This is a genomic window from Streptomyces sp. NPDC021749, assembly GCF_040640655.1.
GTDB lineage: Bacteria > Actinomycetota > Actinomycetes > Streptomycetales > Streptomycetaceae > Streptomyces.
Window position 1 is genome coordinate 1 of record NZ_JBFACE010000007.1, and the last position, 25,119, is coordinate 25,119.

At 72.0% G+C, this 25,119-nt stretch carries 24 protein-coding genes; 19 read left to right on the forward strand and 5 right to left on the reverse strand.

Features of this window, described 5'->3' with window-relative positions:
- Positions 1 to 133: 133 nt before the first annotated feature.
- Together AB0G35_RS08995 and AB0G35_RS09000 are read right to left on the reverse strand one after the other, a co-directional pair.
- Positions 134 to 1,363 (reverse strand): DUF349 domain-containing protein, encoded by a 1,230-nt coding sequence (locus AB0G35_RS08995; RefSeq protein WP_360946087.1) that lies wholly within the window; start codon positions 1,361 to 1,363, stop codon positions 134 to 136.
- Positions 1,364 to 1,577: 214 nt separating this feature from the next.
- On the reverse strand, positions 1,578 to 2,405 hold the full coding sequence (locus tag AB0G35_RS09000) for a peptidylprolyl isomerase (protein WP_360946090.1): 828 nt from the start codon (positions 2,403 to 2,405) through the stop codon (positions 1,578 to 1,580).
- A 161-nt stretch (positions 2,406 to 2,566) separates the two neighbouring features.
- Between AB0G35_RS09000 and AB0G35_RS09005 the strand changes: the two genes are divergently transcribed.
- From AB0G35_RS09005 to AB0G35_RS09020, 4 genes are all read left to right on the forward strand, one after another.
- Complete coding sequence (locus AB0G35_RS09005) at positions 2,567 to 3,280, forward strand: MBL fold metallo-hydrolase (RefSeq protein ID WP_360946093.1); 714 nt, start codon at positions 2,567 to 2,569, stop codon at positions 3,278 to 3,280.
- A gap of 11 nt (positions 3,281 to 3,291) precedes the next feature.
- Positions 3,292 to 4,554: a histidine--tRNA ligase gene (gene hisS / locus AB0G35_RS09010; protein WP_360946096.1), complete on the forward strand. Its 1,263-nt coding sequence runs from the start codon at positions 3,292 to 3,294 to the stop codon at positions 4,552 to 4,554.
- A 213-nt stretch (positions 4,555 to 4,767) separates the two neighbouring features.
- Positions 4,768 to 5,412, forward strand: a complete 645-nt coding sequence (locus AB0G35_RS09015) for a vitamin K epoxide reductase family protein (RefSeq protein WP_360946099.1) — start codon at positions 4,768 to 4,770, stop codon at positions 5,410 to 5,412.
- A gap of 99 nt (positions 5,413 to 5,511) precedes the next feature.
- Positions 5,512 to 6,882: a replication-associated recombination protein A gene (locus AB0G35_RS09020; protein WP_360946102.1), complete on the forward strand. Its 1,371-nt coding sequence runs from the start codon at positions 5,512 to 5,514 to the stop codon at positions 6,880 to 6,882.
- 39 nt (positions 6,883 to 6,921) lie between these two features.
- Here the strand turns inward: AB0G35_RS09020 and AB0G35_RS09025 are convergent, their stop codons facing one another.
- Positions 6,922 to 7,674: a DUF2470 domain-containing protein gene (locus AB0G35_RS09025; protein WP_360946105.1), complete on the reverse strand. Its 753-nt coding sequence runs from the start codon at positions 7,672 to 7,674 to the stop codon at positions 6,922 to 6,924.
- Between the two features lie 185 nt (positions 7,675 to 7,859).
- On the opposite strand from AB0G35_RS09025, the gene rpsD reads away from it, so the two are divergent.
- The gene (gene rpsD / locus AB0G35_RS09030; protein ID WP_360946108.1) at positions 7,860 to 8,471 is read left to right on the forward strand and encodes a 30S ribosomal protein S4; all 612 of its coding nucleotides are present in this window, start codon (positions 7,860 to 7,862) and stop codon (positions 8,469 to 8,471) included.
- Between the two features lie 27 nt (positions 8,472 to 8,498).
- Here the strand turns inward: rpsD and AB0G35_RS09035 are convergent, their stop codons facing one another.
- Complete coding sequence (locus AB0G35_RS09035) at positions 8,499 to 10,643, reverse strand: AAA family ATPase (RefSeq protein WP_360946111.1); 2,145 nt, start codon at positions 10,641 to 10,643, stop codon at positions 8,499 to 8,501.
- A 263-nt stretch (positions 10,644 to 10,906) separates the two neighbouring features.
- Between AB0G35_RS09035 and AB0G35_RS09040 the strand changes: the two genes are divergently transcribed.
- From AB0G35_RS09040 to nusB, 14 genes are all read left to right on the forward strand, one after another.
- Positions 10,907 to 11,341 (forward strand): DUF948 domain-containing protein, encoded by a 435-nt coding sequence (locus tag AB0G35_RS09040; RefSeq protein ID WP_360946114.1) that lies wholly within the window; start codon positions 10,907 to 10,909, stop codon positions 11,339 to 11,341.
- An 8-nt stretch (positions 11,342 to 11,349) separates the two neighbouring features.
- The gene (locus AB0G35_RS09045) at positions 11,350 to 11,694 is read left to right on the forward strand and encodes a DUF6167 family protein (protein ID WP_360946117.1); all 345 of its coding nucleotides are present in this window, start codon (positions 11,350 to 11,352) and stop codon (positions 11,692 to 11,694) included.
- A complete protein-coding gene (gene alaS / locus AB0G35_RS09050; RefSeq protein WP_360946120.1) occupies positions 11,694 to 14,363 on the forward strand; it encodes an alanine--tRNA ligase in 2,670 nt (889 codons plus the stop codon). Before AB0G35_RS09045 ends, alaS begins: the two co-directional genes overlap by 1 nt.
- A 14-nt stretch (positions 14,364 to 14,377) precedes the next feature.
- A complete protein-coding gene (gene ruvX, locus AB0G35_RS09055) occupies positions 14,378 to 14,842 on the forward strand; it encodes a Holliday junction resolvase RuvX (protein ID WP_360946688.1) in 465 nt (154 codons plus the stop codon).
- Positions 14,843 to 14,970: 128 nt separating this feature from the next.
- Positions 14,971 to 16,653 carry an endolytic transglycosylase MltG gene (gene mltG, locus AB0G35_RS09060; RefSeq protein WP_360946123.1) on the forward strand — a complete coding sequence of 561 codons (1,683 nt, stop codon included), beginning with the start codon at positions 14,971 to 14,973 and terminating at the stop codon, positions 16,651 to 16,653.
- Entirely contained in the window at positions 16,650 to 17,477 is an 828-nt protein-coding gene (locus AB0G35_RS09065; RefSeq protein ID WP_360946126.1) for a shikimate dehydrogenase, read from the forward strand. Before mltG ends, AB0G35_RS09065 begins: the two co-directional genes overlap by 4 nt.
- Before the next feature lie 124 nt (positions 17,478 to 17,601).
- Complete coding sequence (aroC, locus tag AB0G35_RS09070) at positions 17,602 to 18,786, forward strand: chorismate synthase (RefSeq protein ID WP_360946129.1); 1,185 nt, start codon at positions 17,602 to 17,604, stop codon at positions 18,784 to 18,786.
- Complete coding sequence (locus tag AB0G35_RS09075) at positions 18,783 to 19,340, forward strand: shikimate kinase (RefSeq protein ID WP_360946132.1); 558 nt, start codon at positions 18,783 to 18,785, stop codon at positions 19,338 to 19,340. The genes aroC and AB0G35_RS09075 overlap by 4 nt, the downstream gene beginning before the upstream one ends.
- On the forward strand, positions 19,337 to 20,428 hold the full coding sequence (gene aroB / locus AB0G35_RS09080) for a 3-dehydroquinate synthase (RefSeq protein WP_360946135.1): 1,092 nt from the start codon (positions 19,337 to 19,339) through the stop codon (positions 20,426 to 20,428). The genes AB0G35_RS09075 and aroB overlap by 4 nt, the downstream gene beginning before the upstream one ends.
- Entirely contained in the window at positions 20,425 to 20,874 is a 450-nt protein-coding gene (aroQ, locus tag AB0G35_RS09085) for a type II 3-dehydroquinate dehydratase (protein ID WP_360946138.1), read from the forward strand. Before aroB ends, aroQ begins: the two co-directional genes overlap by 4 nt.
- A gap of 238 nt (positions 20,875 to 21,112) precedes the next feature.
- Entirely contained in the window at positions 21,113 to 21,994 is an 882-nt protein-coding gene (locus tag AB0G35_RS09090) for a Pro-rich N-terminal domain-containing protein (RefSeq protein WP_360946141.1), read from the forward strand.
- 85 nt (positions 21,995 to 22,079) lie between these two features.
- Complete coding sequence (locus AB0G35_RS09095) at positions 22,080 to 23,186, forward strand: aminopeptidase P family protein (RefSeq protein ID WP_261952572.1); 1,107 nt, start codon at positions 22,080 to 22,082, stop codon at positions 23,184 to 23,186.
- A gap of 65 nt (positions 23,187 to 23,251) precedes the next feature.
- Entirely contained in the window at positions 23,252 to 23,818 is a 567-nt protein-coding gene (gene efp / locus AB0G35_RS09100; protein ID WP_360946145.1) for an elongation factor P, read from the forward strand.
- A 2-nt stretch (positions 23,819 to 23,820) separates the two neighbouring features.
- Positions 23,821 to 24,255 carry a transcription antitermination factor NusB gene (gene nusB / locus AB0G35_RS09105; protein ID WP_261952574.1) on the forward strand — a complete coding sequence of 145 codons (435 nt, stop codon included), beginning with the start codon at positions 23,821 to 23,823 and terminating at the stop codon, positions 24,253 to 24,255.
- Between the two features lie 165 nt (positions 24,256 to 24,420).
- On the opposite strand, the gene bldD is transcribed toward nusB, so the two are convergent.
- Positions 24,421 to 24,921: a transcriptional regulator BldD gene (gene bldD, locus AB0G35_RS09110; protein ID WP_030412006.1), complete on the reverse strand. Its 501-nt coding sequence runs from the start codon at positions 24,919 to 24,921 to the stop codon at positions 24,421 to 24,423.
- Between the last annotated feature and the right edge of the window lie 198 nt (positions 24,922 to 25,119).

The following is a 25,119-nucleotide window of genomic DNA, read 5'->3' on the forward strand; positions in this document are numbered from 1 at the left end:
CTTCTTCCGCCCTGAGGCTTCGTACGGTCCTTACGGATCTCGAAGTCCATCGCACCCCTTGAACTGGGGTGTTGCGACGACCACTAGAACCCAAGCCCAGGTACCGGGGCCCCCTCCTTGTGGGCGGCAGTCCTCAGCCGCCGAACTCCTCCAGGCCCTTGAGGGCCTGGTCCAGCAGCGCCTTGCGGCCCTCCAGCTCGCGGCCGAGCTTGTCGGCCTTGGCGTCGTTGCCGGCCGCCCGGGCCGCGTCGATCTGCTTCTGCAGCTTGTCGACGGCGTCCTGGAGCTGGCCGGTCAGCCCCGCGGCGCGGGCCCGCGCCTCGGGGTTCGTCCGCCGCCACTCGGCCTCCTCGGCCTCCTGGATGGCGCGTTCGACGGCGTGCATCCGGCCCTCGATCTTGGGGCGGGCGTCCCGCGGGACGTGGCCGATGGCCTCCCACCGCTCGTTGATCGACCGGAACGCGGCGCGCGCGGCCTTCAGGTCCGAGACCGGGAGCAGCTTCTCGGCCTCGACGGCCAGCTCCTCCTTGCGGGTCAGGTTCTCCCGCTGCTCGGCGTCGCGCTCCGCGAAGACCTCACCGCGGGCCTGGAAGAAGACGTCCTGGGCGCCGCGGAAGCGGTTCCACAGGTCGTCCTCGTGCTCGCGCTGGGCCCGGCCGGCGGCCTTCCACTCCTGCATCAGCTCGCGGTAGCGGGCCGCGGTCGCCCCCCAGTCCGTCGAGTTCGAGAGCGACTCGGCCTCGGCGACCAGCTTCTCCTTGGCCTTGCGGGACTCCTCGCGCTGCGCGTCCAGCGACGCGAAGTGCGCCTTGCGCCGCTTGGAGAACGCCGAGCGGGCGTGCGAGAAGCGGTGCCACAGCTCGTCGTCCGCCTTGCGGTCCAGCCGCGGCAGGCCCTTCCAGATGTCGACCAGCGCCCGCAGCCGCTCGCCGGCCGCCCGCCACTGCTCACTGGCCGCCAGTTCCTCGGCCTCGGCGACCAGCTTCTCCTTGGCCTGCCGGGCCTCGTCGCTCTGCCGCGCCTTCTGCGCCTTGCGCTCCTCGCGGCGGGACTCGACGGTCTCCACCAGCTTGTCCAGCCGCTTCCTGAGCGCGTCCAGGTCGCCCACCGCGTGGTGATCGTCCACCTGCTGGCGCAGATGGTCGAGCGCGGTCATCGCGTCCTTGGCCGACAGGTCGGTGGTCCGGACCCGGCGTTCGAGGAGGTCGGTCTCGACGACCAGGCCGTCATACTTGCGCTCGAAGTAGGCAAGGGCCTCCTCGGGGCTGCCCGCCTGCCACGATCCGACGACCTTCTCGCCGTCGGCGGTACGCACGTACACGGTCCCCGTCTCATCGACGCGGCCCCACGGGTCGCTGCTCACAGCGCCTCCTCCACATGATGCCGATGCGGGCGTACGGCCCCCCGGCATCGTCCACAGTTTCTGTCCGGCAGGGCCGCGCCCTGGCCGTCCGACGGGCGGTTTTGCGGGTGAGGGTGGAAGCCGTCGGACCAGGCACCCTACCCACACGCCAATCTAGGCGACCGGCGGTCGGCTGTCCGCATCCAGCACGACCGAAATTCGGCCCGGCGGCCGGTCAGGACTTCGCGACGGTCGCCCGGTCGATCACGACGGTGGCGTGCGGCGCGGTGTTCTGGGTCTGCGGATCGGGGTCCGTCGCCCCGGCCGCGGCGATCTTGCGCAGCACGTCCATACCGCCGGTGATCGTGCCGAACGGCGTGTAGTTGGCGGGCAGCTTGCTGTCTTGGAAGACGAGGAAGAACTGGCTGCCGCCGGAGTTGCGGGTCTTGGGGTCCCTGCCGTCGTAGCTGTTGGCCATCGCGACCGTGCCCGCCGGATAGACACCGCCCTTGAGCCGCGGGTCCTTGAGGTTCTCGTCCGGGATCGTGTAGCCGGGGGAGCCGCTGCCGGTGGCCGTCGGGTCGCCGCACTGCAGGACGTGGATGCCCTGGTCCACCAGGCGGTGGCACCGGCTGTGGTCGAAGAAGCCCTGACCGGCCAGGAAGGCGAAGGAGTTGACGGTGTGCGGCGCTTTGCCGGCGTCCAGTTTCAGGCCGATCGTGCCGCAGGTCGTCGCCAGCTTCACGGAGTAGGAGGCCGAGGTGTCGATCGACATCTTCGGCTCCTTCTTCCAGGTCTTCTGCGACGGCTTGCCCTTCGCGGGCGTGCGGCAGGGATCGTCCGGCCGGTGGCTGCCCGCGGCCTGGTCGGACGTCCGGTCGTCGCCGCCGATCAGCGCGGTGGAGGCGTAGACGGCCCCGCCCGCGGCCAGTGCGACGGCCACCGCGCCGGCGATGACGGCGTTGCGTCGCTGGGCCTTGCGCCGGGCGGCGGTCCGCCGCTGCTGCTGGCGCGCGTACTTGTCCCGGGCGAGCTGCCGCCGCCGCTGATCCTTGCTGACCACCGACTCGTCTCCCTTGTCCGATCACCGATCGCTGAGGTGCGCCGTCGCCGTACCGTATACGGGTTCGCCCTGCCGGGAGTCCCGCCGGTAGGCTCTGGAGCTGCCGAGATGTCCGGGAGCGGCCCCGCGGCCGCCCGCCACACCGATCCTTAAGGACGAACGTGCTGATTGCCGGGTTCCCCGCCGGGGCCTGGGGCACCAACTGCTACTTGGTCGCCCCCGCCGCAGGCGAGGAGTGCGTCATCATCGACCCGGGCCACCAGGCCGCCCAGGGAGTCGAGGACGCGGTCAGGAAGCATCGGCTCAAGCCCGTCGCGGTCGTCCTCACCCACGGCCACATCGACCACGTCGCGTCGGTCGTCCCCGTGTGCGGCGCCCACGACGTCCCGGCCTGGATCCACCCCGAGGACCGCTACATGATGACCGACCCGGAGAAGGCCCTGGGCCTCTCCGTCGGCCAGCAGCTCATGGGCGACCTCACCGTGGGGGAGCCCGACGACGTCAAGGAGCTGAGCGACGGTGCCGTCCTTGAACTCGCCGGAATGGAGATGTCGGTCGCGCACGCACCGGGCCATACCAAGGGGTCGGTGACGTTCGGGCTGCCCGAGCAGGAGGACATCCCGCCGGTGTTCTTCTCGGGCGACCTGCTGTTCGCCGGCTCCATCGGACGCACCGATCTGCCGGGCGGCGACCACGCCGAGATCCTCCGGTCGCTGGCACGCGTGTGCCTGCCGCTGGACGACTCGACCGTGGTCCTCTCCGGCCACGGCCCCCAGACCACCATCGGCCGCGAGCGCGCCACCAACCCCTTCCTTCGCGAGGTGGCCGCCGGCCTCGGAGACGGCGTCCGCGCCGCTCCACGACGAGGAATGTGACGAGAGCTTCCGTGAGCACCTTCAAGGCCCCCAAGGGCACCTACGACCTGATCCCGCCGCAGTCCGCCACCTATCTCGCGGTGCGCGAGGCGATCGCCTCGCCGCTGAAGAACTCCGGCTACGGCTACATCGAGACCCCCGGTTTCGAGAACGTCGAGCTGTTCGCGCGCGGCGTCGGTGAGTCCACCGACATCGTGACCAAGGAGATGTACGCCTTCGAGACCAAGGGCGGCGACAGGATCGCGCTGCGCCCCGAGGGCACCGCGTCCGTGCTGCGCGCCGCACTGGAGGCCAACCTCCACAAGGCCGGCAACCTCCCGGTCAAGCTGTGGTACTCCGGCTCGTACTACCGCTACGAGCGTCCGCAGAAGGGCCGCTACCGCCACTTCTCCCAGGTCGGTGCCGAGGCGATCGGCGCCGAGGACCCGGCGCTGGACGCCGAGTTGATCATCCTGGCCGACCAGGCGTACCGCGCGCTGGGCCTGCGCGACTTCCGCATCCTGCTCAACTCGCTGGGCGACAAGGAGTGCCGCCCCGTCTACCGCGCCGCGCTGCAGGACTTCCTGCGCGGCCTGGACCTGGACGAGGACACCCGGCGCCGGGTCGACATCAACCCGCTGCGGGTCCTGGACGACAAGCGGGACGCGGTGCAGAAGCAGCTGGCCGGGGCGCCGATGCTGCGCGACTACCTCTGCGAGGCCTGCAAGGCGTACCACGAGCAGGTGCGCGAGCTGCTGACCGCGGCGGGCGTGGCCTTCGAGGACGACGAGAAGCTGGTGCGCGGCCTGGACTACTACACCCGCACCACCTTCGAGTTCGTCCACGACGGCCTCGGTTCGCAGTCCGCGGTGGGCGGCGGCGGCCGTTACGACGGCCTGTCGGAGATGATCGGCGGCCCGGCGCTGCCGTCCGTCGGCTGGGCGCTGGGCGTGGACCGCACGGTGCTGGCCCTGGAGGCGGAGGGCATCACCCTCGACATCCCGCCGGCCACCGCCGTCTACGCCGTCCCGCTCGGCGAGGAGGCCCGCCGGGTGCTGTTCGGCGCGGTCACCGAGCTGCGCCGGGCCGGCGTCGCCACCGACTTCGCGTACGGCGCCAAGGGCCTGAAGAACGCCATGAAGTCCGCCAACCGCTCCGGTGCGCGGCTGGCGCTGGTCGCCGGCGAGCGTGATCTGGCCGACGGCGTCGTCCAGCTGAAGGACCTGGAGAGCGGCGAGCAGACGCCGGTCGCGCTGGACGCGGTGACCGAGGAGGTCCGGCGCCGGCTGGGCTGAGCACGGCGAGGCATCGAGTCGAGGCATCGAGGGGCCCGGGCGGCGGTGACCGCCCGGGCCCCCTCGCGTCAACGCCCGTACCCCTCGGTTCCTCCGCTTTATGCGCAGCGAACGGCCCGTTGTGGTGGGGTTGGGGCACAATGAGGGGCGCGGCCGCGAGCCTGCTTGCCGCGGCCCCAGCCCGCATTCCCAAGGGACCGACGGAACGGCGATATGACGACGACAGCGGTTGACGACGTGTCCATCGAGGACGACGACCACGCGAGCGGCGCGCGCACCATCGGCGCGGGCCGCGGCCTCGGGCTGCTGCTGGTGATCACCGGCGCGCTGGGCATCCTGGCCGCCTGGGTCATCACCCTGGACAAGTTCGAGCTGCTGAAGGACCCGCACTTCCAGCCGGCCTGCAGCCTCAACCCGATCATCTCCTGCGGCAGCGTCATGCAGAGCAAGCAGGCGGAGGTCTTCGGGTTCCCCAACCCGATGGCCGGGCTCGTCGGCTTCGGCGTGGTCGTGGCGATCGGCATGGCCGTCCTGGCCGGTGCCCGCTTCCGCCGCTGGTACTGGATCAGCCTGAACATCGGCACCGGGCTCGCCGCGGTCTTCTGCATGTGGCTGATGACCCAGTCGCTGTACAGCATCAACGCGCTGTGCCTGTGGTGCACGCTGACCTGGTGCGTGACCATCCTGATGTTCTGGTACACCACCGCGCACAACATCAAGCACGGCATCATCCCGGCCCCCGCGGGCGTGCGGAACGCGGTCGTGGAGTTCCACTGGGTCGTGCCGGTCCTCTGGTACGGCGTGATCGCGCTGCTGATCCTGACCCGCTGGTGGTCGTTCTGGATCAGCCTGCTGTAGGGGAGCTCCGTCCCGCTTCCGGCGGGAAGCCGCCCGCGCCCCGGCCCGTCCTCGACGGTCGCCGGGGCGTTGTCAGTGGGGTGGCATAGGCTCGTGAGCGTGGAGCCCGACCTGTTCACCGCCGCCGCCGAAGAACGCCAGGAGAAGGACCCCGCGGGGTCTCCGCTCGCCGTGCGGATGCGCCCGCGCACCCTCGACGAGGTCGTGGGCCAGCAGCATCTGCTCAAGCCCGGCTCACCGCTGCGCCGCCTGGTCGGGGAGGGCAGCGGAGGGCCGGCCGGACCGTCGTCGGTGTTCTTGTGGGGGCCGCCCGGCATCGGCAAGACGACCCTGGCGTACGTCGTCAGCCAGGCGACGAACAAGCGCTTCGTGGAGCTCTCCGCGATCACCGCCGGTGTCAAGGAGGTCCGTGCGGTCATCGACGGCGCCCGCCGCGCCTCCGGTGGCTACGGCAAGGAGACGGTGCTCTTCCTCGACGAGATCCACCGCTTCAGCAAGGCCCAGCAGGACTCCCTGCTGCCCGCCGTGGAGAACCGCTGGGTCACCCTGATCGCCGCCACGACCGAGAACCCGTACTTCTCGGTGATCTCCCCGCTGCTCTCCCGTTCCCTGCTGCTGACCCTGGAACCGCTCACGGACGACGATCTGCGCGCCCTGCTGCGGCGGGCGCTGACCGATGCCCGCGGGCTGGCCGGGGCCGTCACGCTCCCGGAGGACACCGAGGCGCATCTGCTGCGCATCGCGGGCGGCGACGCCCGGCGGGCGCTGACGGCCCTGGAGGCGGGCGCCGGATCCGCGCTGGCCAAGGGCGAGAAGGAGATCACCCTCCGCACCCTGGAGGAGTCCGTCGACCGCGCGGCGGTGAAGTACGACCGGTCCGGCGATCAGCACTACGACGTCGCCAGCGCGCTGATCAAGTCGATCCGCGGCTCGGACGTCGATGCCGCGCTGCACTACCTCGCGCGGATGATCGAGGCGGGGGAGGACCCGCGGTTCATCGCCCGGCGGCTGATGATCTCGGCCAGCGAGGACATCGGCCTGGCCGATCCGACGGCGCTGCAGACCGCGGTCGCCGCCGCCCAGGCCGTGGCACTGATCGGGTTCCCCGAGGCCCGGATCACCCTGAGCCAGGCCACCATCGCCCTCGCCCTGGCGCCGAAGTCGAACGCCGCCTATCTGGCCATCGACGCCGCGCTGGCGGACGTCCGGGCCGGCAAGGCCGGCGCGGTCCCGCTCCATCTGCGCGACAGCCACTACAAGGGCGCCCAGAAGCTCGGCCACGGCCACGGCTATCAGTACCCGCACGACCTGCCCGGCGGTATCGCGGCCCAGCAGTACGCCCCGGACGAGGTGCACGGCAAGCGCTACTACGAGCCCACCCGCCACGGCGCCGAGGCCCGCTACGCCGACGTGGCGGACCGGGTCCGGGCCCGGCTGCGCGGAGCCTCGGGAGAGCCGCCCGCCGAGTAGCCGCCGGCGGCACCGGCCCCGCAGGCCTGCCGGCGCGGTCTATCGGGTCGCGGCCTCGAAGAGCGTGTGCATCGCCCGGCGCAGCTCGGTCACGTCCCGCACCGGCTCGGGGAAGTCGAAGCGGGCGTCGAAGGAGCGCTGCGCGGGGTCGGTGAAGCGGACCCGCAGCCCGAAGCGGTCCAGGGCCACCGGTACGGCCTTCTCGCGCGCCCCGCAGACCCGGCCGCGCTCGCCCAGCAGCGTGCACAGCCCGCGGACCTGCTCGCCGTGCGCCGCGGCCAGGTGCTGCAGCAGCTCCGCCTCGTGGGCGGCCAGCGGATCGGGCGCGGCGGCCGCGAAGTCGTCCGGCTCGACCGGCCCGGCGCCCCAGAGGTCGTCCACCGCGCCCTCGCCGACCTCCAGACGCAGCATCATCCAGGCGGTCCGCCCGTACAGTCCCGGCGCCGGCTCCGGGTGCAGCGCTTCGCCGAGTCCGAGCAGCTCGCCGACCGGGTGCCGCTCGGCGAGCAGCAGCGCGGCCTCGGCGCGCCGGCCGTTGCGTACGGGGGTCAGCCAGCCGGCCAGCCAGGCCCGGCCGCGGATCCGGTGCGGCACCGAGACCGGTGCCACGTCCGTGATCTCCATCACGGCGGTCAGGTCGTCGTCCTGGGCGTGGGCGGCCGCCCGGGCCGCCGCACAGTCCCCCGGAACCAGCAACAGCACGTCTCCGTCGGGTGTCACGGTCCGGCAGACCGGAGCCGTCAGCCCGGTCTCGTCCCGATCCTCGACTCCGGGGACGTTCAGCGACGCCATACCATGGGATTCGACGAGAGTGCGTACGCGCTCGGCGGCGGTCGGCTGCCGGGCGTCTTCCTTGGGACGCGGCTGACCCGTCCTGGTGCTCTGACCAGCACCGGGCAGGGGGATCCCAGGTCGAAACATGCGTTCTCCTCGCGCTAAGGTAAGCCTCACCTAACTTACATGGAGGAACGTTCCACGTGAACCAGTCGCGTCCCAAGGTCAAGAAGTCGCGCGCACTCGGCATCGCGCTGACTCCGAAGGCCGTCAAGTACTTCGAGGCCCGCCCCTACCCGCCCGGCGAGCACGGCCGCGGCCGCAAGCAGAGCAGTGACTACAAGGTCCGTCTGCTGGAGAAGCAGCGTCTGCGCGCGCAGTACGACATCAGCGAGCGCCAGATGGCCCGCGCCTACGACCGCGCCCGCAAGGCCGAGGGCAAGACGGGCGAGGCCCTGGTGGTCGAGCTGGAGCGCCGTCTGGACGCCCTCGTCCTGCGTTCGGGCATCGCCCGGACCATCTACCAGGCCCGCCAGATGGTCGTGCACGGCCACATCGCGGTCAACGACCGCAAGGTCGACAAGCCGTCCTTCCGCGTCCGCCCCGGCGACGTCGTGATGGTCCGCGAGCGCAGCCGCGAGAAGCACCCCTTCCAGGTCGCGCGCGAGGGCGGTTACGCCCCCGACGGCGAGACCCCGCGCTACCTGGAGGTCAACCTCCAGGCGCTGGCGTTCCGCCTCGACCGGGACCCCAACCGCAAGGAGATCCCGGTGATCTGCGACGAGCAGCTCGTCGTCGAGTACTACGCCCGCTAAAGCGACACCGCGCGGCGCAGCACCACCTCAGCCCGCCGTCTCCCCGCCGCTCGCGGAGGGGGAGGCGGCGGGCTCGTGCGTGGCCGGCGGCGCGAGCCGCACCGCCCGGCGCGGCGCCGGCAGCGCCCCGCCGGCCGGCCGCAGGACCCGGGCCACCGCCGCGTCCAGGTCGAGCCGGCCGCCCTCCCGCAGACAGCGCTCGTAGTCCCCGTCCCCCAGCTCCCGCCGGGCCCGGCCCTCGCACAGCGCGTGCGGCCGGCTGAAGTAGCGCGAGCCGAACAGCGGCAGCCCCACCGACGGCCAGATCCGCCCCGCGGCGCCCTGCAGCACCGCCGCCTCCGCCGCATCGCCCTCGCCCACCGTCACCAGCGCCAGCAGCTCGATCGCCAGCACCGCGCCCAGCAGGTCGTGGAAGGTGTGGTCGATGGCCAGGCACTCCTCCAGCAGCGCCCGGGCCCGCCCGCCCTCGCCCCGCGACCACGCCGCGAAGGCCAGCACGAACAGCGCGTACGCCAGCGTCCAGCGCTCCCCGTGGTCCTGGCACACCTCCCGGACGTCCTCGCACAGCCGCACCGCATCGGCCAGCTCGCCCTGGAAGGCCACCGCCATCGCCAGCTCGACCTGCCCCATCAGCACATTGCTGTTGAGCTCGCCGATCTCCCGGTAGCGCGCCAGCGCCCCGCGCAGCAGCTCCTCGGCCCGCGGCATGTCGTCACAGACCAGCGCGAGACAGCCGGTCCGGTGCAGCGCGTAGGCGGCCGCGGTGGCGTTCCCGGTCCGCTCGGCCTCCTCGCTGCACTCCTGCAGCGCCCCCAGCGCGCCGACGGTGTCCCCTTGGAGCACCGCCACGTAACCGGCCACCCACAGCGCCTTCAGCCGGGCGTCGTCATGGCCGCCGTCCAGCTCCAGCGCCCGGTCCAGCCAGTGCCGGCCCTCCGACAGCCGCCCGCAGCCGACCCAGTAGAACCACAGCGTGCCCGCCAGGTACTGCCCCAGATGCGTCTCGCCGACGCTCTGCAGGCTCTGCTCCAGCGCCACCCGCAGATTGGGCAGCTCCGCCTCGATCCGGGCCGCGATCTCCGCCTGACGCGAACTGAACCAGTCCAGCTCGCACCACGTCGCCAGCCCCAGGTACCAGTCCCGGTGCCGACGCCGCAGCCGCTCGGCGTCCTGCGTCGCCTCCAGCCAGCCGGCGCCGTAGGCCCGTACGGTGTCCAGCATCCGGTAGCGCACCCCGGCCGCGGTCTCCTCGCGGACCAGCACCGACTGGGTGACCAACTCCTCCAGCGTGTCCAGGAGTTCACCGGCCGGCAGCTCCGGGCCCGGGCAGACGTACTCCGCCGCCTCCAGGTCGAACTGCCCGGCGAACACCGACAGCCGCGCCCACAGCAACCGCTCCCCGGGGGTGCACAGTTCATGGCTCCAGCCGATCGCGCAGCGCAGCGTCTGGTGGCGGGGCAGTGCGCCCCTCGCCCGGCCGGTCAGCAGCCGGAACCGGTCGTCGAGCCGGAGCAGCACCTGGTCCACCGACAGCGCGCGCAGCCGCCCGGCGGCCAGCTCCAGGGCGAGCGGGATGCCGTCGAGGCGGTCGCACAGCTCGCCGACCGCGGCCTCGTTGGCCGGCCCGACGGCGAAACCGGGAACGACGGCCGCGGCCCGGTCGGCGAACAGCGCCGCCGCATCGCCCCCGGGCATCGGCGCCAGCGGCAGCAGCTGCTCGCCCGGGATCCCCAGCGGCCGCCGGCCGGCCGCCAGCACCCGCAGCCCCGGCGCGCGGCGCAGCAGTTCGGCGGTCAGTCCGGCGCAGGCGTCGACCAGGTGCTCGTAGCCGTCCAGGACGAGCAGCAGCTCCCGCCCGGCGAGGTGGTCGCAGAGCGCGGTGCGCACCGGGCGGCCGCTGTGGTCGGCCAGCGCCAGCGCCTCGGCGACCGCGTGGTCGAGGAGGTGCGGCTCGCTCAGGGAGGCCAGTTCGACCAGCCACACCCCATCGCAGAAGCGATCCTGCAAGATCGCCGCCCCACGGGAGACCAGCCGGGACTTGCCGACCCCGCCGAGCCCGGTGACGGTCACCAGGCGGGCCGCCCCCACCTGCCGGACCAGCTCGGCCAGCTCGTCGTCGCGGCCGATGAAGCGGTTCAGTTCCGCGGGGAGATTGCCCGGCCCGCCAGGCATCCCGCCCGGCCCTCGGGGCGGCCTCCCCGGCCCTTCCGGACCGTCGGGCAGAGGGCCGGAAGCGGGCGCGGAGCCCGTGAAGCGTCGCATGGCACACGGAGCGTACTCGGCGGGATGCGGACCGTACAATCACCTCTCCGCATTCCGCGGACGCCCCCGTCCCGGCGCGGAGAACTGGGTACGGACGGACAGTCACGGCGCGATAAGGTCAAGGTTGCCGTTCGAGCAGGACGAAACCAGACCAGTCGGAGAGTGGTGCCAACGTGTCCGGTGGAGAGGTGGCCGGGATCCTCGTGGCCGTCTTCTGGGCGATCCTCGTGTCGTTCCTCGCCCTCGTGCTGGTGAGGCTCGCACAGACGCTGAAGGCGACGACGAAGATGGTGGCCGAGGTGTCCGAGCAGGCCGTGCCGTTGCTCGCCGACGCCTCCGCGACCGTCCGCTCCGCGCACACCCAGCTGGCGCGCGTGGACGCGATCGCCGCCGACGTCCAGGAGGTCACCGCCAACGCCTCCGCGCTCTCCTCGACCGTCTCCTCCGCCTTCGGCGGACCGCTGGTCAAGGTGGCCGCGTTCGGCTACGGCGTGCGCCGCGCGATCGGCAAGAAGGGCGCACCCGAACCGAAGCGCACCGTCGTCGTCGGCCGTACCCTGCCCGGCGCCCGCCGCGGCGGGCGCCGCAACCGCCGCTCCAAGGACTGATCATCGCGATGTTCCGCCGCGCATTCTGGTTCACCACCGGCGCCGCCGCCGGGGTGTGGGCCACCAACAAGGTCCACCGAAAGCTGCGCAAGCTGCAGCCCGACAGCCTCGCCGCGCAGGCCGCGGACAAGGCCGTCGAGACCGGACACCGGCTGCGCCAATTTGCATTGGACGTACGCAGCGGAATGGCGGACCGTGAAGAGCAGTTGCACGAGGCACTCGGCCTGAGCAGTCCGGCCGAGGTGCGCGAGCTGCCCGCACCGCGCCGCGCGGTGCTCGAAGGGCACCACCGAACCACGAGAACAACCGGACCGACCGGTCTGACCGGACCGACTGGAAAAGAGGACCACTGATGGAGTCGGCTGAAATCCGCAGGCGCTGGCTGCGCTTCTTCGAGGAGCGCGGGCACACCGTCGTGCCGTCGGCGTCGCTCATCGCGGACGACCCGACGCTGCTGCTGGTCAACGCGGGCATGGTCCCCTTCAAGCCGTACTTCCTCGGCGAGGTCACGCCGCCCTACAAGACGGCCACCAGCGTCCAGAAGTGCGTCCGCACGCCGGACATCGAGGAGGTCGGCAAGACCACCCGGCACGGCACGTTCTTCCAGATGTGCGGCAACTTCTCCTTCGGCGACTACTTCAAGGAAGGCGCCATCAAGCACGCCTGGGAGCTGCTCACCAGCTCGCAGGCCGACGGCGGCTACGGCCTCGACCCCGACCGCCTGTGGATCACGGTCTACCTCGACGACGACGAGGCCGAGCGCATCTGGCACGAGGTCGTCGGGGTGCCCAAGGAGCGCATCCAGCGCCTGGGCAAGAAGGAGAACTACTGGTCCATGGGCGTCCCCGGCCCGTGCGGCCCGTGCTCCGAGATCAACTACGACCGCGGCCCGGAATTCGGCGTCGAGGGCGGCCCGGCCGTCAACGACGAGCGGTACGTGGAGATCTGGAACCTGGTCTTCATGCAGTACGAGCGCGGCGCGGGCACCGGCAAGGAGGACTTCGAGATCCTCGGCGAGCTGCCCAGCAAGAACATCGACACCGGCCTCGGCCTGGAACGCCTGGCGATGATCCTCCAGGGCGTCCACAACATGTACGAGACCGACACCCTGCGCGTCGTCATCGACAAGGCCACCGAGCTCACCGGCGTCCGCTACGGCTCCGCCGACGGCACCGACGTCTCGCTGCGCGTGGTCGCCGACCACCTCCGCACGTCCACGATGCTCATCGGCGACGGCGTCACCCCCGGCAACGAGGGCCGCGGCTACGTCCTGCGCCGCATCATGCGCCGTGCCATCCGCAACATGCGCCTGCTCGGCGCCACCGGCCCGGTCGTCGGCGAGCTGCTGGACGTGGTCATCCGGACCATGGGCCAGCAGTACCCCGAGCTGCTGCAGGACCGCAGCCGCATCGAGACCGTCGCCCTCGCCGAGGAGGCCGCCTTCCTCAAGACGCTGAAGGCCGGCACCAACATCCTCGACACCGCCGTCACGGACACCAAGGCCACCGGCTCCACGGTCCTGCCCGGCGACAAGGCGTTCCTGCTCCACGACACCTGGGGCTTCCCGATCGACCTCACCCTCGAAATGGCCGCCGAGCAGGGGCTCTCGGTCGACGAGGAGGGCTTCCGCCGCCTGATGAAGGAGCAGCGGGAGCGCGCCAAGGCCGACGCCCAGGCCAAGAAGCACGGCCACGCCGACCTCGGCGCCTACCGCGAGATCGCCGACACCGCCGGCGCCACCGACTTCATCGGCTACGCCTCCACCCAGGGCGAGTCCACGATCGTCGGCCTGCTGGTCAACGGCGCCTCCTCGCCGGCCGCCACCGAGGGCGACGAGGTCGAGGTGGTCCTGGACCGCACCCCGTTCTACGCCGAGGGCGGCGGCCAGATCGGTGACACCGGCCGCATCAAGCTGGACAACGGCGCGGTGATCGAGGTCCGCGACTGCCAGAAGCCGGTGCCGGGCGTGTACGTCCACAAGGGCGTCGTACAGGTCGGCGAGGTCACGGTCGGCGCCCCGGCGCACGCCACCATCGACGTGGCCCGCCGCCGGGCCATCGCCCGCGCCCACTCCGCCACCCACCTCACGCACCAGGCGCTGCGCGACGCCCTCGGCCCCACGGCCGCCCAGGCCGGTTCGGAGAACCAGCCCGGCCGCTTCCGCTTCGACTTCGGTTCGCCGTCCGCCGTGCCCACGGCCGTGATGACGGACGTCGAGCAGAAGATCAACGAGGTCCTGGCCCGCGAGCTCGACGTGCAGGCCGAGATCATGTCGATCGACGACGCCAAGAAGCAGGGCGCCATCGCCGAGTTCGGCGAGAAGTACGGCGAGCGGGTGCGCGTCGTCACCATCGGCGACTTCTCCAAGGAGCTGTGCGGCGGCACGCACGTGCACAACACCGCCCAGCTGGGCCTGGTGAAGCTGCTCGGCGAATCGTCCATCGGCTCCGGCGTGCGCCGCATCGAGGCCCTGGTCGGCGTCGACGCGTACCACTTCCTCGCCAAGGAGCACACGGTCGTCGCCCAGCTCCAGGAGCTGGTCAAGGGCCGCTCCGAGGAACTGCCGGAGAAGATCTCGGCGATGCTCGGCAAGCTCAAGGACGCCGAGAAGGAGATCGAGAAGTTCCGCGCCGAGAAGGTGCTCCAGGCCGCCGCCGGGCTCGCCGAGGGCGCCAGGGACGTCCACGGTGTGGCCGTCGTCACCGGCCAGGTCCCGGACGGCACGGCCGCCGACGACCTGCGCAAGCTGGTCCTCGACGTACGGGGCCGCATCCAGGGCGGCCGGGCCGCCGTCGTGGCGCTCTTCTCGGTCGCCAACGGCCGCCCGGTGACGGTCATCGCCACCAACGACGCCGCCCGCGAGCGCGGCATCAAGGCCGGTGACCTGGTCCGTACCGCCGCCAAGACGCTCGGTGGCGGTGGCGGCGGCAAGCCGGACGTCGCCCAGGGCGGCGGCCAGAACCCGGCCGCGGTGCCCGAGGCCATCGAGGCCGTCGAGCGCCTGGTCGCCGAGGCGGCCTGACGCGGGTGAGTGAGATGCGACGCGGCCGGCGCCTCGCGGTCGATGTCGGGGACGCCCGGATCGGGGTCGCCTCGTGCGACCCCGACGGGGTCCTCGCCACCCCCGTCGAGACCGTGCCGGGACGTGACGTCCCGTCAGCGCACCGCCGCCTCAAGGCGATCGTCGAGGAGTACGAACCCCTTGAGGTCGTGGTCGGTCTGCCCCGCTCCCTCAGTGGGGGAGAGGGGCCGGCCGCGGCCAAGGTCCGGGCGTTCGCCCGGGAACTGGCCAGGAACATCGCACCCGTCGGGGTCCGGCTGGTCGACGAGCGGATGTCGACGGTCACCGCGACCCAGGGCCTGCGGGCCTCCGGCGTGCGCAGCAAGAAGGGCCGCTCGGTCGTCGACCAGGCCGCCGCGGTGGTCATTCTGCAGAGCGCGCTGGAAACCGAACGCCTCTCCGGGGAACCTCCGGGCGAGAGCGTCGAAGTGGTCATCTGATCGCGATACGGTAACGTGCCGCGCGATGCGGCGGTGGTTCGAACAGCCGCACGTGCAAGTAGAGGCGGATCGGTACAGCAAGCGCGCTGCCCATACGGAGCGCACCGCCTCTCGGCTCTAGGGGATCGATGACCGAGTATGGCCGGGGCTACGGCTCCGAACCGTGGCACCCCGAGGACCCGCTCTACGGAGACCAGGGGCCCTACGGAGGCCAGGCGCAGCAGCCGCAGTGGGGCGGGCAGCAGTCCGCCCCGCAGCACCACACGGGTCCCCGGCAGCACCACGACAGAGGCTGGGACGGCTCCTCGACCGGGCAGCTGCCGGCGTACGACCCGTACGACCCCTACGCCGCCCAGCAGGCCCCGGCCGATCCGTACGCCGGGGCGGGCCAGGACTACTACGGTCACCAGGACCCGTACCAGCAGCAGCCGCAGCACGGGCATCAGCAGGCACCGCAGCACCAGCAGGTGCCGCACCAGCAGCCGTACCCGCACGAGCAGTACCAGCAGCAGCCCGCCGCGGCACCGTACGAGGACCCCGGGTACGAGAACGCGGCTTACGAGAACGCCGCCTACGAGGACGCCCCGGGCGACGACTGGCGGACCGACCCCGAACGGCCGAGGGAACCGGAGCCGGAGCACGCGTTCTTCGCCGATGACGACGCGGACGAGCACCCCGAGGACGAACCGGGACGGGGCGGCCGCAAACGGAACGGCAAGAAGAACAAACGCCGCAGCGGCACCGCCTGCCTGGTCATGACCCTGGTGTTCGCCGGCGCGGTCGGCACCGTCGGCTATTTCGGCTACGACTTCTTCATGGCCCACTTCGGATCGGCGCCCGATTACGAGGGCGAGGGCTCCGGTTCGGTCCAGGTCGACATTCCAGACGGTTCGCTGGTCGCGGAAATGGGTCAGATCCTCGCGAAAAAGGGCGTCATCAAGAGCGCCGGGGCCTTCACCGAGGCGGCCGAGGACAACAAGAAGGCCACGCTTCTCCAGCCCGGGACGTATTCGCTCCGCAAGCACATGTCCGCGGCCTCGGCCATCGAGCTGATGGCGGACCCCAAGAGCCGCAACGGCCTCACGATCCAGGAGGGGCTCCGGGCGGGCACGGTCTACAAGCTGATCGACAAGAAGCTCAAGCTCAAGCCGGGGACCACCAAGGAGATAGCGCACAGTCAGGCCAAGAACCTCGGGCTGCCGTCCTGGGCCGACGACTCCCCGAAGATCAAGGACCCGCTGGAGGGCTTCCTCTACCCGTCCACCTACAGCGTGGGCGACAAGGCGAAGCCGGCCGCGGTCCTCCGGCAGATGGTGTCGCGGGCCAAGCAGGTGTACGCGAAGTACGACCTGGAAGGCAAGGCGCGCGAGCTCCACCTCTCCTCGCCGCTGCAGCTGCTCACCGTCGCCAGCCTCACCCAGGCCGAGGGCAAGTACAAGCACGACTTCGTCAAGGTCGCGCGCGTCGTCTACAACCGCCTCAAGCCGGACAACACGGAGACCTACGGTCTGCTCGACTTCGACTCGACGGTGAACTACGCCAGGTCCCAGAGCACCCTGGACACCGGCTCCGTCGACGACCTGCGGCACTTCAACGATCCCTACAACACCTACAAGTTCAAGGGACTTCCGCCCGGGCCGATCGGCAATCCCGGCGAGGTGGCGATCAATTCCGCCCTCAACCCCGCCAAGGGCAACTGGTACTACTTCGTCTCGATCAGCCCGGAGAAGACGCTGTTCGCCGAGACGAACGAAGAGCACGAGCGGAACCGCCGCATTTACGAACAGGAACACAAGAAGGCGCAGCAATGAGTCCCACACGCCGTGCGGCGGTACTCGGATCGCCCATCGCGCATTCCCTTTCCCCGGTGCTGCACCGCGCCGCCTATGACGCACTCGGGCTCACCGGATGGGAATACGGCCGGCACGAGGTCGACGAGGCCGCGCTGCCCGGATTCCTCGAAGAGCTCGGGCCGGAGTGGGCCGGGCTCTCGCTGACCATGCCGCTCAAGCGCGCGGTGATCCCGCTGCTCGACGAGATCACCCCCACCGCGGCCTCGGTCGAGGCGGTCAACACCGTCGTCTTCACGCCCGACGGCCGCCGGCTGGGCGACAACACCGACATCCCGGGCCTGCTCGCCGCGCTGCGCGAGCGCGGCGTACAGCAGGTCGAGCGGGCCTCGGTCCTGGGCGCCGGAGCCACCGCCTCCTCGGCCCTCGCCGCGCTCTCCCGCATCTGCACCGGCGAGGTCACCGCCTACGTCCGCAGCGAGGCCCGCGCCGACGAGATGCGGGGCTGGGGCGAACGGCTCGGCGTCACGGTCCGCACCGCCCCCTGGGAGCGGGCCGCCGAGGCCTTCACCGCCCCGCTGACCATCGCCACCACCCCCGCCGGCACCACCGACGCCCTGGCCACCGCCGTCCCGGACCGGCCCGGCACGCTCTTCGACGTCCTCTACGAACCCTGGCCGACCGCGCTCGCCGGAGCCTGGGCCGACCGCGGCGGCGCGGTGGTCGGCGGCCTGGACCTCCTGGTGCACCAGGCTGTGCTGCAGGTGGAGCAGATGACCGGCCGCTCGCCCGCCCCGCTGGCCGCCATGCGCGCGGCCGGCGAGGCCGCCCTCGCGGCCCGCTGAGCCACCGGACGGTTCCGCGCGCGGACACCGGGGTCCGCTTCCTGGACGCGGCGCCGCCGCTCCCGCGTGACGTGGGAGGATCAGGGGGAGACCGTATGCGGATGAGCAGTACTGAGGAGCACCGTTGAGCAGGTTGCGCTGGCTGACGGCGGGGGAGTCGCACGGCCCCGCACTGGTGGCGACGCTGGAGGGCCTTCCGGCCGGCGTCCCGATCACCACGGAGCTGGTGGCGGACGCCCTGGCGCGCCGCCGGCTGGGCTACGGCCGCGGTGCCCGGATGAAGTTCGAGCGGGACGAGGTCACGTTCCTGGGCGGGGTGCGGCACGGCCTGTCGCTGGGCTCCCCGGTGGCGATCATGGTCGGCAACACCGAGTGGCCCAAGTGGGAGCAGGTGATGGCGGCCGACCCGGTGGATCCGGAGGAACTGGCCCAGCTGGCCCGTAACGCCCCGCTGACCCGCCCCCGGCCCGGTCACGCCGACCTGGCCGGGATGCAGAAGTACGGTTTCGACGAGGCCCGCCCGGTCCTGGAGCGCGCCTCGGCGCGGGAGACCGCGGCGCGGGTGGCGCTGGGCGCGGTGGCCCGTTCCTTCCTGAAGGAGACCGCCGGCATCGAGATCGTCTCGCACGTCGTCGAGCTGTGCTCCGTGAAGGCGCCGCAGGGCGTGTACCCGAAGCCCTCCGACGTCGAGAAGCTGGACGCCGACCCGCTGCGCTGCCTGGACGCGGACGCCTCGAAGGCGATGGTCGCGGAGGTCGACCAGGCCCACAAGGACGGCGACACCCTGGGCGGTGTGGTCGAGGTGCTGGCCTACGGCGTCCCCGTCGGCCTCGGCTCGCACGTGCACTGGGACCGCAAGCTGGACGCCCGGCTCGCCGGCGCGCTGATGGGCATCCAGGCGATCAAGGGCGTCGAGATCGGCGACGGCTTCGAGCTGGCCCGGGTGCCCGGCTCCAAGGCGCACGACGAGATCGTGGGCACGCCCGAGGGCATCCGCCGCGTCTCCGGCCGCGCCGGCGGCACCGAGGGCGGCCTGAGCACCGGGGAGCTGCTGCGGGTGCGGGCGGCGATGAAGCCGATCGCGACCGTGCCGCGCGCCCTGAAGACCGTGGACGTCACCACCGGCGAGCCGGCCCAGGCCCACCACCAGCGCTCCGACGTCTCCGCCGTGCCGGCCGCCGGCATCGTCGCCGAGGCGATGGTGGCCCTCGTCCTCGCCGACGCCGTGGTGGAGAAGTTCGGTGGCGACAGCGTGGCCGAGACCCGCCGCAACGTCCGGGGCTTCCTCGACAACCTGGCGATCAAATGACGTCCCCGGTCGTCGTGTTGATCGGCCCGCCCGGTGCCGGTAAGTCCACGGTGGGCGCGCTGCTGGCCGAGCGGCTGGGCGTCGGCTACCGGGACACCGACGCGGACGTCGTCGCCACCGCCGGCCGGCCGATCGCCGAGATCTTCATCGACCAGGGCGAGGCGCACTTCCGGGAGCTGGAGCGGGAGGCGGTCCGCAGTGCGCTCGGCGAGCACCCGGGCGTGCTCGCGCTCGGCGGCGGTGCGGTCCTCGACGAGGGCACCCGGAAACTGCTGACCGGGCTGCCGGTGATCTTCCTCGACGTCGAACTCGCCGACGCCGTCAAGCGGGTGGGCCTCGACGCCCCCCGTCCGCTGCTCGCCGTCAATCCGCGCAAGCAGTGGCGCGAACTGATGGAACGGCGTCGTCCGCTCTACACCGAGGTCGCGCGCGCCGTGATCCCCACGGCGGAGCGCACCCCCGGACAGGTCGCCGAGGCGATCCTGGACGCACTGGAGCTACGGCCGGCCGCGGGCGGTGCCCCGCAGACGGCCCACGAGGAGGAGAACGCATGACGGAGCAGGCCACCCGGATCCAGGTCGGCGGCACCGCGGGCACCGACCCGTACGAGGTGCTCGTCGGGCGGCAGCTGCTCGGTGAACTCCCGGGCCTGATCGGCGACGGCGTGAAGCGGATCGCCGTGCTGCACCCGGAGGCGCTGGCCGCCACCGGTGACGCGCTGCGCGAGGACCTCGCCTCCCAGGGCTACGAGGCGATCGCCATCCAGCTGCCGAACGCCGAGGAGTCCAAGACGGCCGAGGTCGCGGCGTACTGCTGGAAGGCGCTCGGGCAGTCCGGCTTCACCCGCAGCGATGTGATCGTCGGCGTCGGCGGCGGGGCCACCACCGACCTGGCCGGTTTCGTCGCCGCCACCTGGCTGCGCGGGGTGCGCTGGATCGCGATCCCGACCACCGTCCTGGGCATGGTCGACGCCGCGGTCGGCGGCAAGACCGGGATCAACACCGCTGAGGGCAAGAACCTCGTCGGCGCCTTCCACCCGCCGGCCGGGGTGCTGTGCGACCTGGCCGCGCTGGACACCCTGCCGGTGCACGACTACGTCTCCGGCCTGGCCGAGGTCATCAAGGCCGGCTTCATCGCCGACCCGGTGATCCTCGATCTGATCGAGGCGGACCCGGAGGCCGCCAAGCGCCCCGACGGTGCGCACACCGCCGAGCTGATCGAGCGGGCGATCCGGGTCAAGGCCGAGGTGGTCTCCGCGGACCTCAAGGAATCCGGTCTGCGGGAGATCCTCAACTACGGCCACACCCTCGCGCACGCCATCGAGAAGAACGAGCGCTACAACTGGCGGCACGGCGCGGCGGTCTCCGTCGGCATGGTCTTCGCCGCCGAACTCGGCCGGATCGCCGGCCGGTTGGACGACGCCACCGCCGACCGGCACCGCGCGGTGCTGGCCTCCGTCGGACTGCCGCTGACCTACCGGGGTGACCAGTGGCCCAAGCTGCTGGAGACGATGAAGGTCGACAAGAAGTCCCGCGGCGACCGGCTGCGCTTCATCGTCCTGGACGGCCTGGCCAAGCCGACCGTCCTGGAGGGCCCGGACCCGGCCATGCTGCTCGCGGCGCACGCGGAGATCGCCTCATGAGTGGCACGCTGCGGCGCGTTCTCGTGCTGAACGGTCCCAACCTCGGCCGGCTGGGGTCCCGCGAGCCCGATGTCTACGGTGCCACCTCCTACGCCGGCCTCGTCGAGGAGTGCGCCCGGCTCGGCAAGGAGCTGGGCCTGGAGGCCGAGGTCCGGGAGACCAACGACGAGGGCGAGATGATCCGCTGGCTGCACGAGGCCGCCGACGGGGCCGTCCCGGTCGTCATCAACCCCGGTGCGTTCACGCACTATTCGTACGGCATGCGGGATGCGGCCGCCCAGCGCACCGCCCCGCTCATCGAGGTGCACATCTCCAATCCGTACGCCCGCGAGCAGTTCCGCCACACCTCGGTCATCGCGGCCGTGGCCAGCGGCACGGTAGCCGGATTCGGCATCGGCTCGTACCGCCTCGCGCTCCGCGCGCTGGCCGAGGAACTGAACGACTGACGCGTCCCCACGGGCGCTTCGGGCCCGCCCCCGGCCGTTCACGTGGTGCGCGCCGGGGGTAGGAGGTCCCCCGGCGCGCCGCCGGGAGGGTACCGTTCGCAAGCAGTACCACCCCACGCCGGCGGCCGTGGGCCCAACGGCCCCTGGGGGCCGGTGGGTTACCGCACGGCGCACCGGGCAGTCCGGCCCGGCGCCGTGCCCCGCACCACGTCGACCGCACGAGACGGAGAGCCACCGGATGCAGTACGCAGTGGGGGCTCCGCTGCCGCCGCCCCACGGGCAGGCATCAGGACCCGGGGCCGCCATGCACTGGACGCCCAGCCCGGGACGGCCCACCCCGCCCACCTCGCCGCCGGCCCCGCCGGCCGCCCCGCCCGCGCCCGCGGCCCCGCCGCCCGTGCAGCAGCCCGCCCCGCAGCCCGGCTGGCACGGTCCCGCGCCCCAGCAGGCCCCGGCGCCCAGCGGGCACAGCAACGACATCACCGGCCATGTCCAGTTGCCGCCGGGCGCCCCGGTGCCGCTGCCGAGCCCGCCGTCCGACCCGGCCGCGCCGGACGCCGCGCACGCCGCCGTCGCGGTGCTGCTGATCGGCCCGGCCGGCGCGGGCAAGACCAGCGTCGCGCGCCACTGGGCCGACACCCGCCGGGTGCCGACCGCGCACATCAGCCTGGACGACGTCCGCGAATGGGTCCGGGCCGGTTTCGCCGACCCGCAGTCCGGCTGGAACGACCACTCCGAGGCGCAGTACCGCCTGGCCCGCCGGACCTGCGGTTTCGCCGCGCGGAACTTCCTCGCCAACGGCATCTCCTGCATCCTCGACGACGCGGTCTTCCCGGACCGTCCGGTCGTCGGCCTGGGCGGCTGGAAGCGCCACGTCGGTCCCGGTCTGCTGCCGATCGTGCTGCTGCCCGGCCTGGAGATCGTGCTGGAGCGCAACGCCCGGCGCACCGGCAACCGCCGGCTGTCGGACGAGGAGGTGGCCAGGATCCACGGCCGGATGGCCGGCTGGTACGGCTCGGGCCTGCCGATCATCGACAACTCCCAGCACGACGTCGCCACGACGGTGCGGGTGCTGGACGACGTGGTCGCCCGCTCGCTGGCCAGCCCGCCCAGCTGGTAGCCGCCGCAGGGCGCCTTCCGGCTGGTGGTCCCCCGGGCGGCCCCCTCGACCGGCCGCCGCGGGGGAGCCGCCGTACGCTTGCGATATGTCCGAGTTGTACGCGGCCCGACGCACGCGGCTGCGCGACCGCTGCGCCGCAACCGGAAGCGCCGCCGCCCTGATCTCGCGCCCCGCGAACGTCCGCTACCTCACCGCCTGCGCCCCACCGGGCGCCGCTCTGCTGCTGGGCCCCTCCGACGACGTCCTGCTGTGCGGCAGACCGCTGAGCGGCGATCCGTCCGAGGGGCGGCCGGTGGACGACGTGCGGGTGTCGGTGCTGCCCGGCCGCGGCGGTGATCCGGTCGTGGCCGGCGCCGACCTGGCCGCGAAGGCCGGTGCGGACACCCTCGCCGTCGAGGAGCACCATCTGACCGTCACCCGGCACCGGGCGCTCTCCCAGGTCGCACCGCAGCTCCGGCTGGCCGATCTGGCCTGTGCGGTCGAGGCCCAGCGGCTGGTCAAGGACGACGACGAGATCGCCTGTCTGCGGATCGCCGCGGAGATCGCCGACCAGGCGCTCGGCGAACTGCTCGAATCGATCCTGGTGGGCCGCACCGAACGGCATCTCGCGCTGGAGCTGGAGCGCCGGCTGGTGGACCACGGGGCGGACGGCCCGGCCTTCCCGACCTCCGTGGCGACCGGTCCGAACTCCGGCCGTCCGGGGCACCTGCCCACCGACCGGCGGGTCGAGGAGGGCGACTTCCTCAGCGTCTGCCTCGGGGCGAACTACCGCGGCTACCGCTGCGAGATCGGCCGCACCTTCGTCATCGGCACCACCCCCTCGGACTGGCAGATCGAGCTGTACGATCTCGTTTTCGCAGCCCAGCGGGCCGGCCGGGAGGCGCTCGCGCCGGGGGTGGAGTGCCGCGAGGTGGACCGGATCACCCGGCATGTGCTCGATGCGGCGGGGTACGGCGAGCGGCTCGGGCCGTGGACCGGGCACGGCGTGGGGCTCGAAATCGATGAGGACCCGCAGTTGTCCCCGGCCGCCATGGGTAAACTGGACGCTTGCGTGCCGGTCACCGTCGAGCCGGGGGTTCACATCCCGGGCCGTGGGGGTGTCCGGATCGACGACACACTCGTCGTCCGCCCCGAGGCGGACGGCGGGCCCGAGCTACTCACGATCACGACCAAGGAGCTGCTCGCACTCTGAGCCGCAGCGGCTCGGTGGGCGTCGCTCCGGGTCCCACCACCTGCAGTCCAGGAGATTCCGCAACCGTGGCATCCACGAACGACCTCAAGAACGGCATGGTGCTCAAGCTCGAAGGCGGCCAGCTCTGGTCCGTCGTCGAGTTCCAGCACGTCAAGCCCGGCAAGGGCCCGGCCTTCGTCCGCACCAAGCTCAAGAACGTGCTCTCCGGCAAGGTGGTGGACAAGACCTTCAACGCCGGTGTGAAGGTCGAGACGGCCACCGTCGACAAGCGCGGGATGCAGTTCTCGTACATGGACGGCGACTACTTCGTCTTCATGGACATGGACACCTACGACCAGCTGCACGTCGACCGCAAGGCCGTCGGCGACGCCGCCAACTTCCTCATCGAGGGCTTCGAGGCCGTCGTCGCGCAGCACGAGGGCGAGGTGCTCTACGTCGAGCTGCCGGCCGCCGTCGAGCTCACCGTCCAGGAGACCGAGCCTGGCGTCCAGGGCGACCGCTCCACCGGCGGCACCAAGCCCGCCACGCTGGAGACCGGCCACCAGATCCAGGTCCCGCTCTTCATCACCACCGGCGAGAAGATCAAGGTCGACACCCGCACGAGCGACTACCTCGGCCGGGTGAACAGCTAACCGTGGCTGCCCGCAGCAAGGCCCGTAAGCGCGCGTTCCAGATCCTCTTCGAGGCCGATCAGCGCGGCGCCGACGTGCAGTCCGTGCTCGCGGACTGGATGCGGCACGCCCGGACCGACCCCCGGCAGCCGCCGGTGAACGAGTACACCCTCCAGCTCGTCGAGGGGTACGCGGACCACATCGTCCGCATCGACGAGCTGATCTCCACCTACGCGGTCGACTGGGACCTGGACCGGATGCCGGCGGCCGACCGCTCGATCCTGCGTCTCGGGGCCTACGAACTGCTCTGGGTGGACGACACACCGGACGCGGTGGCGATCGACGAAGCCGTGCAGCTCGCCAAGGAGTTCTCCACGGACGACTCGCCGGCCTTCGTCAACGGCCTCCTCGGCCGGCTGAAGGAGCTGAAGCCGGGTCTGCGGCGCGAGGCGCAGTAGCCGGCGCCGCGGACCGCGCGGCAGAGCATGCGAACGGGCCCGGAGCGCGCAGTGACGCTCCGGGCCCGTTCGCATGCCCGCACCGGCGCCGGGGTACGACGGCAAACGGAACCGCCGCCCCGGGGTCCGGAGCGGCGGTACGTTTCTGCAGATGACCGGAGAGGCTCAGATCTCCTCGTGGGACACGGCGCGACGGGCGTCGGCGTCGAGCACGCCCCAGCTGATCAGCTGCTCGGTCAGCACCGAGGGCGACTGGTCGTAGATGACGGCAAGGGTCCGCAGGTCGTCCTGGCGGATCGAGAGGACCTTGCCGTTGTAGTCACCGCGCTGGCTCTGGATCGTGGCGGCGTAGCGCTGCAGCGGGCCGGCCTTCTCCTGCGGGACGTGGGCCAGGCGCTCCAGGTCCAGCACCAGCTTCGGCGGCGGCTCGGCCGCACCGCCCGGTGTGGTGCCCGGCAGCAGTTCCTGCACCGGAACGCCGTAGAAGTCCGCCAGCTCGGCAAGGCGCTGCACGGTGACGGCACGGTCGCCGCGCTCGTACGAACCGACCACCACGGCCTTCCAGCGACCCTGGGACTTCTCCTCGACGCCGTGAAGGGAGAGGCCCTGCTGGGTGCGGATGGCGCGGAGCTTGGCCCCGAGCTGTTTGGCGTATTCGCTGGACATATAGCTCCCCAGACAGCTGTATCGACATGCGGCTCCGCCGCGTGGCTGGTAACTCACTGTGAGGTTACGCAGCGTAATCTCGGTTCGTCAAGCGGAATGGGCCAGACCCTCACCCGTCAGGGGTGCAGACGGGCCAGCAGAGGGGTCCTGGTAGCCTGACTGCGTAATCCGACGTCCTTTAAGGTCCGTCCCGTGAGG

Excerpts from the sequence above, each read along its gene's own strand:
- AB0G35_RS09095 (WP_261952572.1), top strand. The coding sequence starts at position 22,080 with ATGTCCGAGTTGTACGCGGCCCGACGCACGCGGCTGCGCGACCGCTGC.
- aroB (WP_360946135.1), top strand. The coding sequence starts at position 19,337 with ATGACGGAGCAGGCCACCCGGATCCAGGTCGGCGGCACCGCGGGCACC.
- AB0G35_RS09025 (WP_360946105.1), bottom strand. The coding sequence starts at position 7,674 with ATGGCGTCGCTGAACGTCCCCGGAGTCGAGGATCGGGACGAGACCGGG.
- AB0G35_RS09090 (WP_360946141.1), top strand. The coding sequence starts at position 21,113 with ATGCAGTACGCAGTGGGGGCTCCGCTGCCGCCGCCCCACGGGCAGGCA.
- AB0G35_RS09015 (WP_360946099.1), top strand. The coding sequence starts at position 4,768 with ATGACGACGACAGCGGTTGACGACGTGTCCATCGAGGACGACGACCAC.
- alaS (WP_360946120.1), top strand. The coding sequence starts at position 11,694 with ATGGAGTCGGCTGAAATCCGCAGGCGCTGGCTGCGCTTCTTCGAGGAG.
- AB0G35_RS09075 (WP_360946132.1), top strand. The coding sequence starts at position 18,783 with ATGACGTCCCCGGTCGTCGTGTTGATCGGCCCGCCCGGTGCCGGTAAG.
- ruvX (WP_360946688.1), top strand. The coding sequence starts at position 14,378 with ATGCGACGCGGCCGGCGCCTCGCGGTCGATGTCGGGGACGCCCGGATC.
- AB0G35_RS09045 (WP_360946117.1), top strand. The coding sequence starts at position 11,350 with ATGTTCCGCCGCGCATTCTGGTTCACCACCGGCGCCGCCGCCGGGGTG.
- AB0G35_RS09065 (WP_360946126.1), top strand. The coding sequence starts at position 16,650 with ATGAGTCCCACACGCCGTGCGGCGGTACTCGGATCGCCCATCGCGCAT.
- AB0G35_RS09035 (WP_360946111.1), bottom strand. The coding sequence starts at position 10,643 with ATGCCTGGCGGGCCGGGCAATCTCCCCGCGGAACTGAACCGCTTCATC.
- mltG (WP_360946123.1), top strand. The coding sequence starts at position 14,971 with ATGACCGAGTATGGCCGGGGCTACGGCTCCGAACCGTGGCACCCCGAG.
- bldD (WP_030412006.1), bottom strand. The coding sequence starts at position 24,921 with ATGTCCAGCGAATACGCCAAACAGCTCGGGGCCAAGCTCCGCGCCATC.
- aroQ (WP_360946138.1), top strand. The coding sequence starts at position 20,425 with ATGAGTGGCACGCTGCGGCGCGTTCTCGTGCTGAACGGTCCCAACCTC.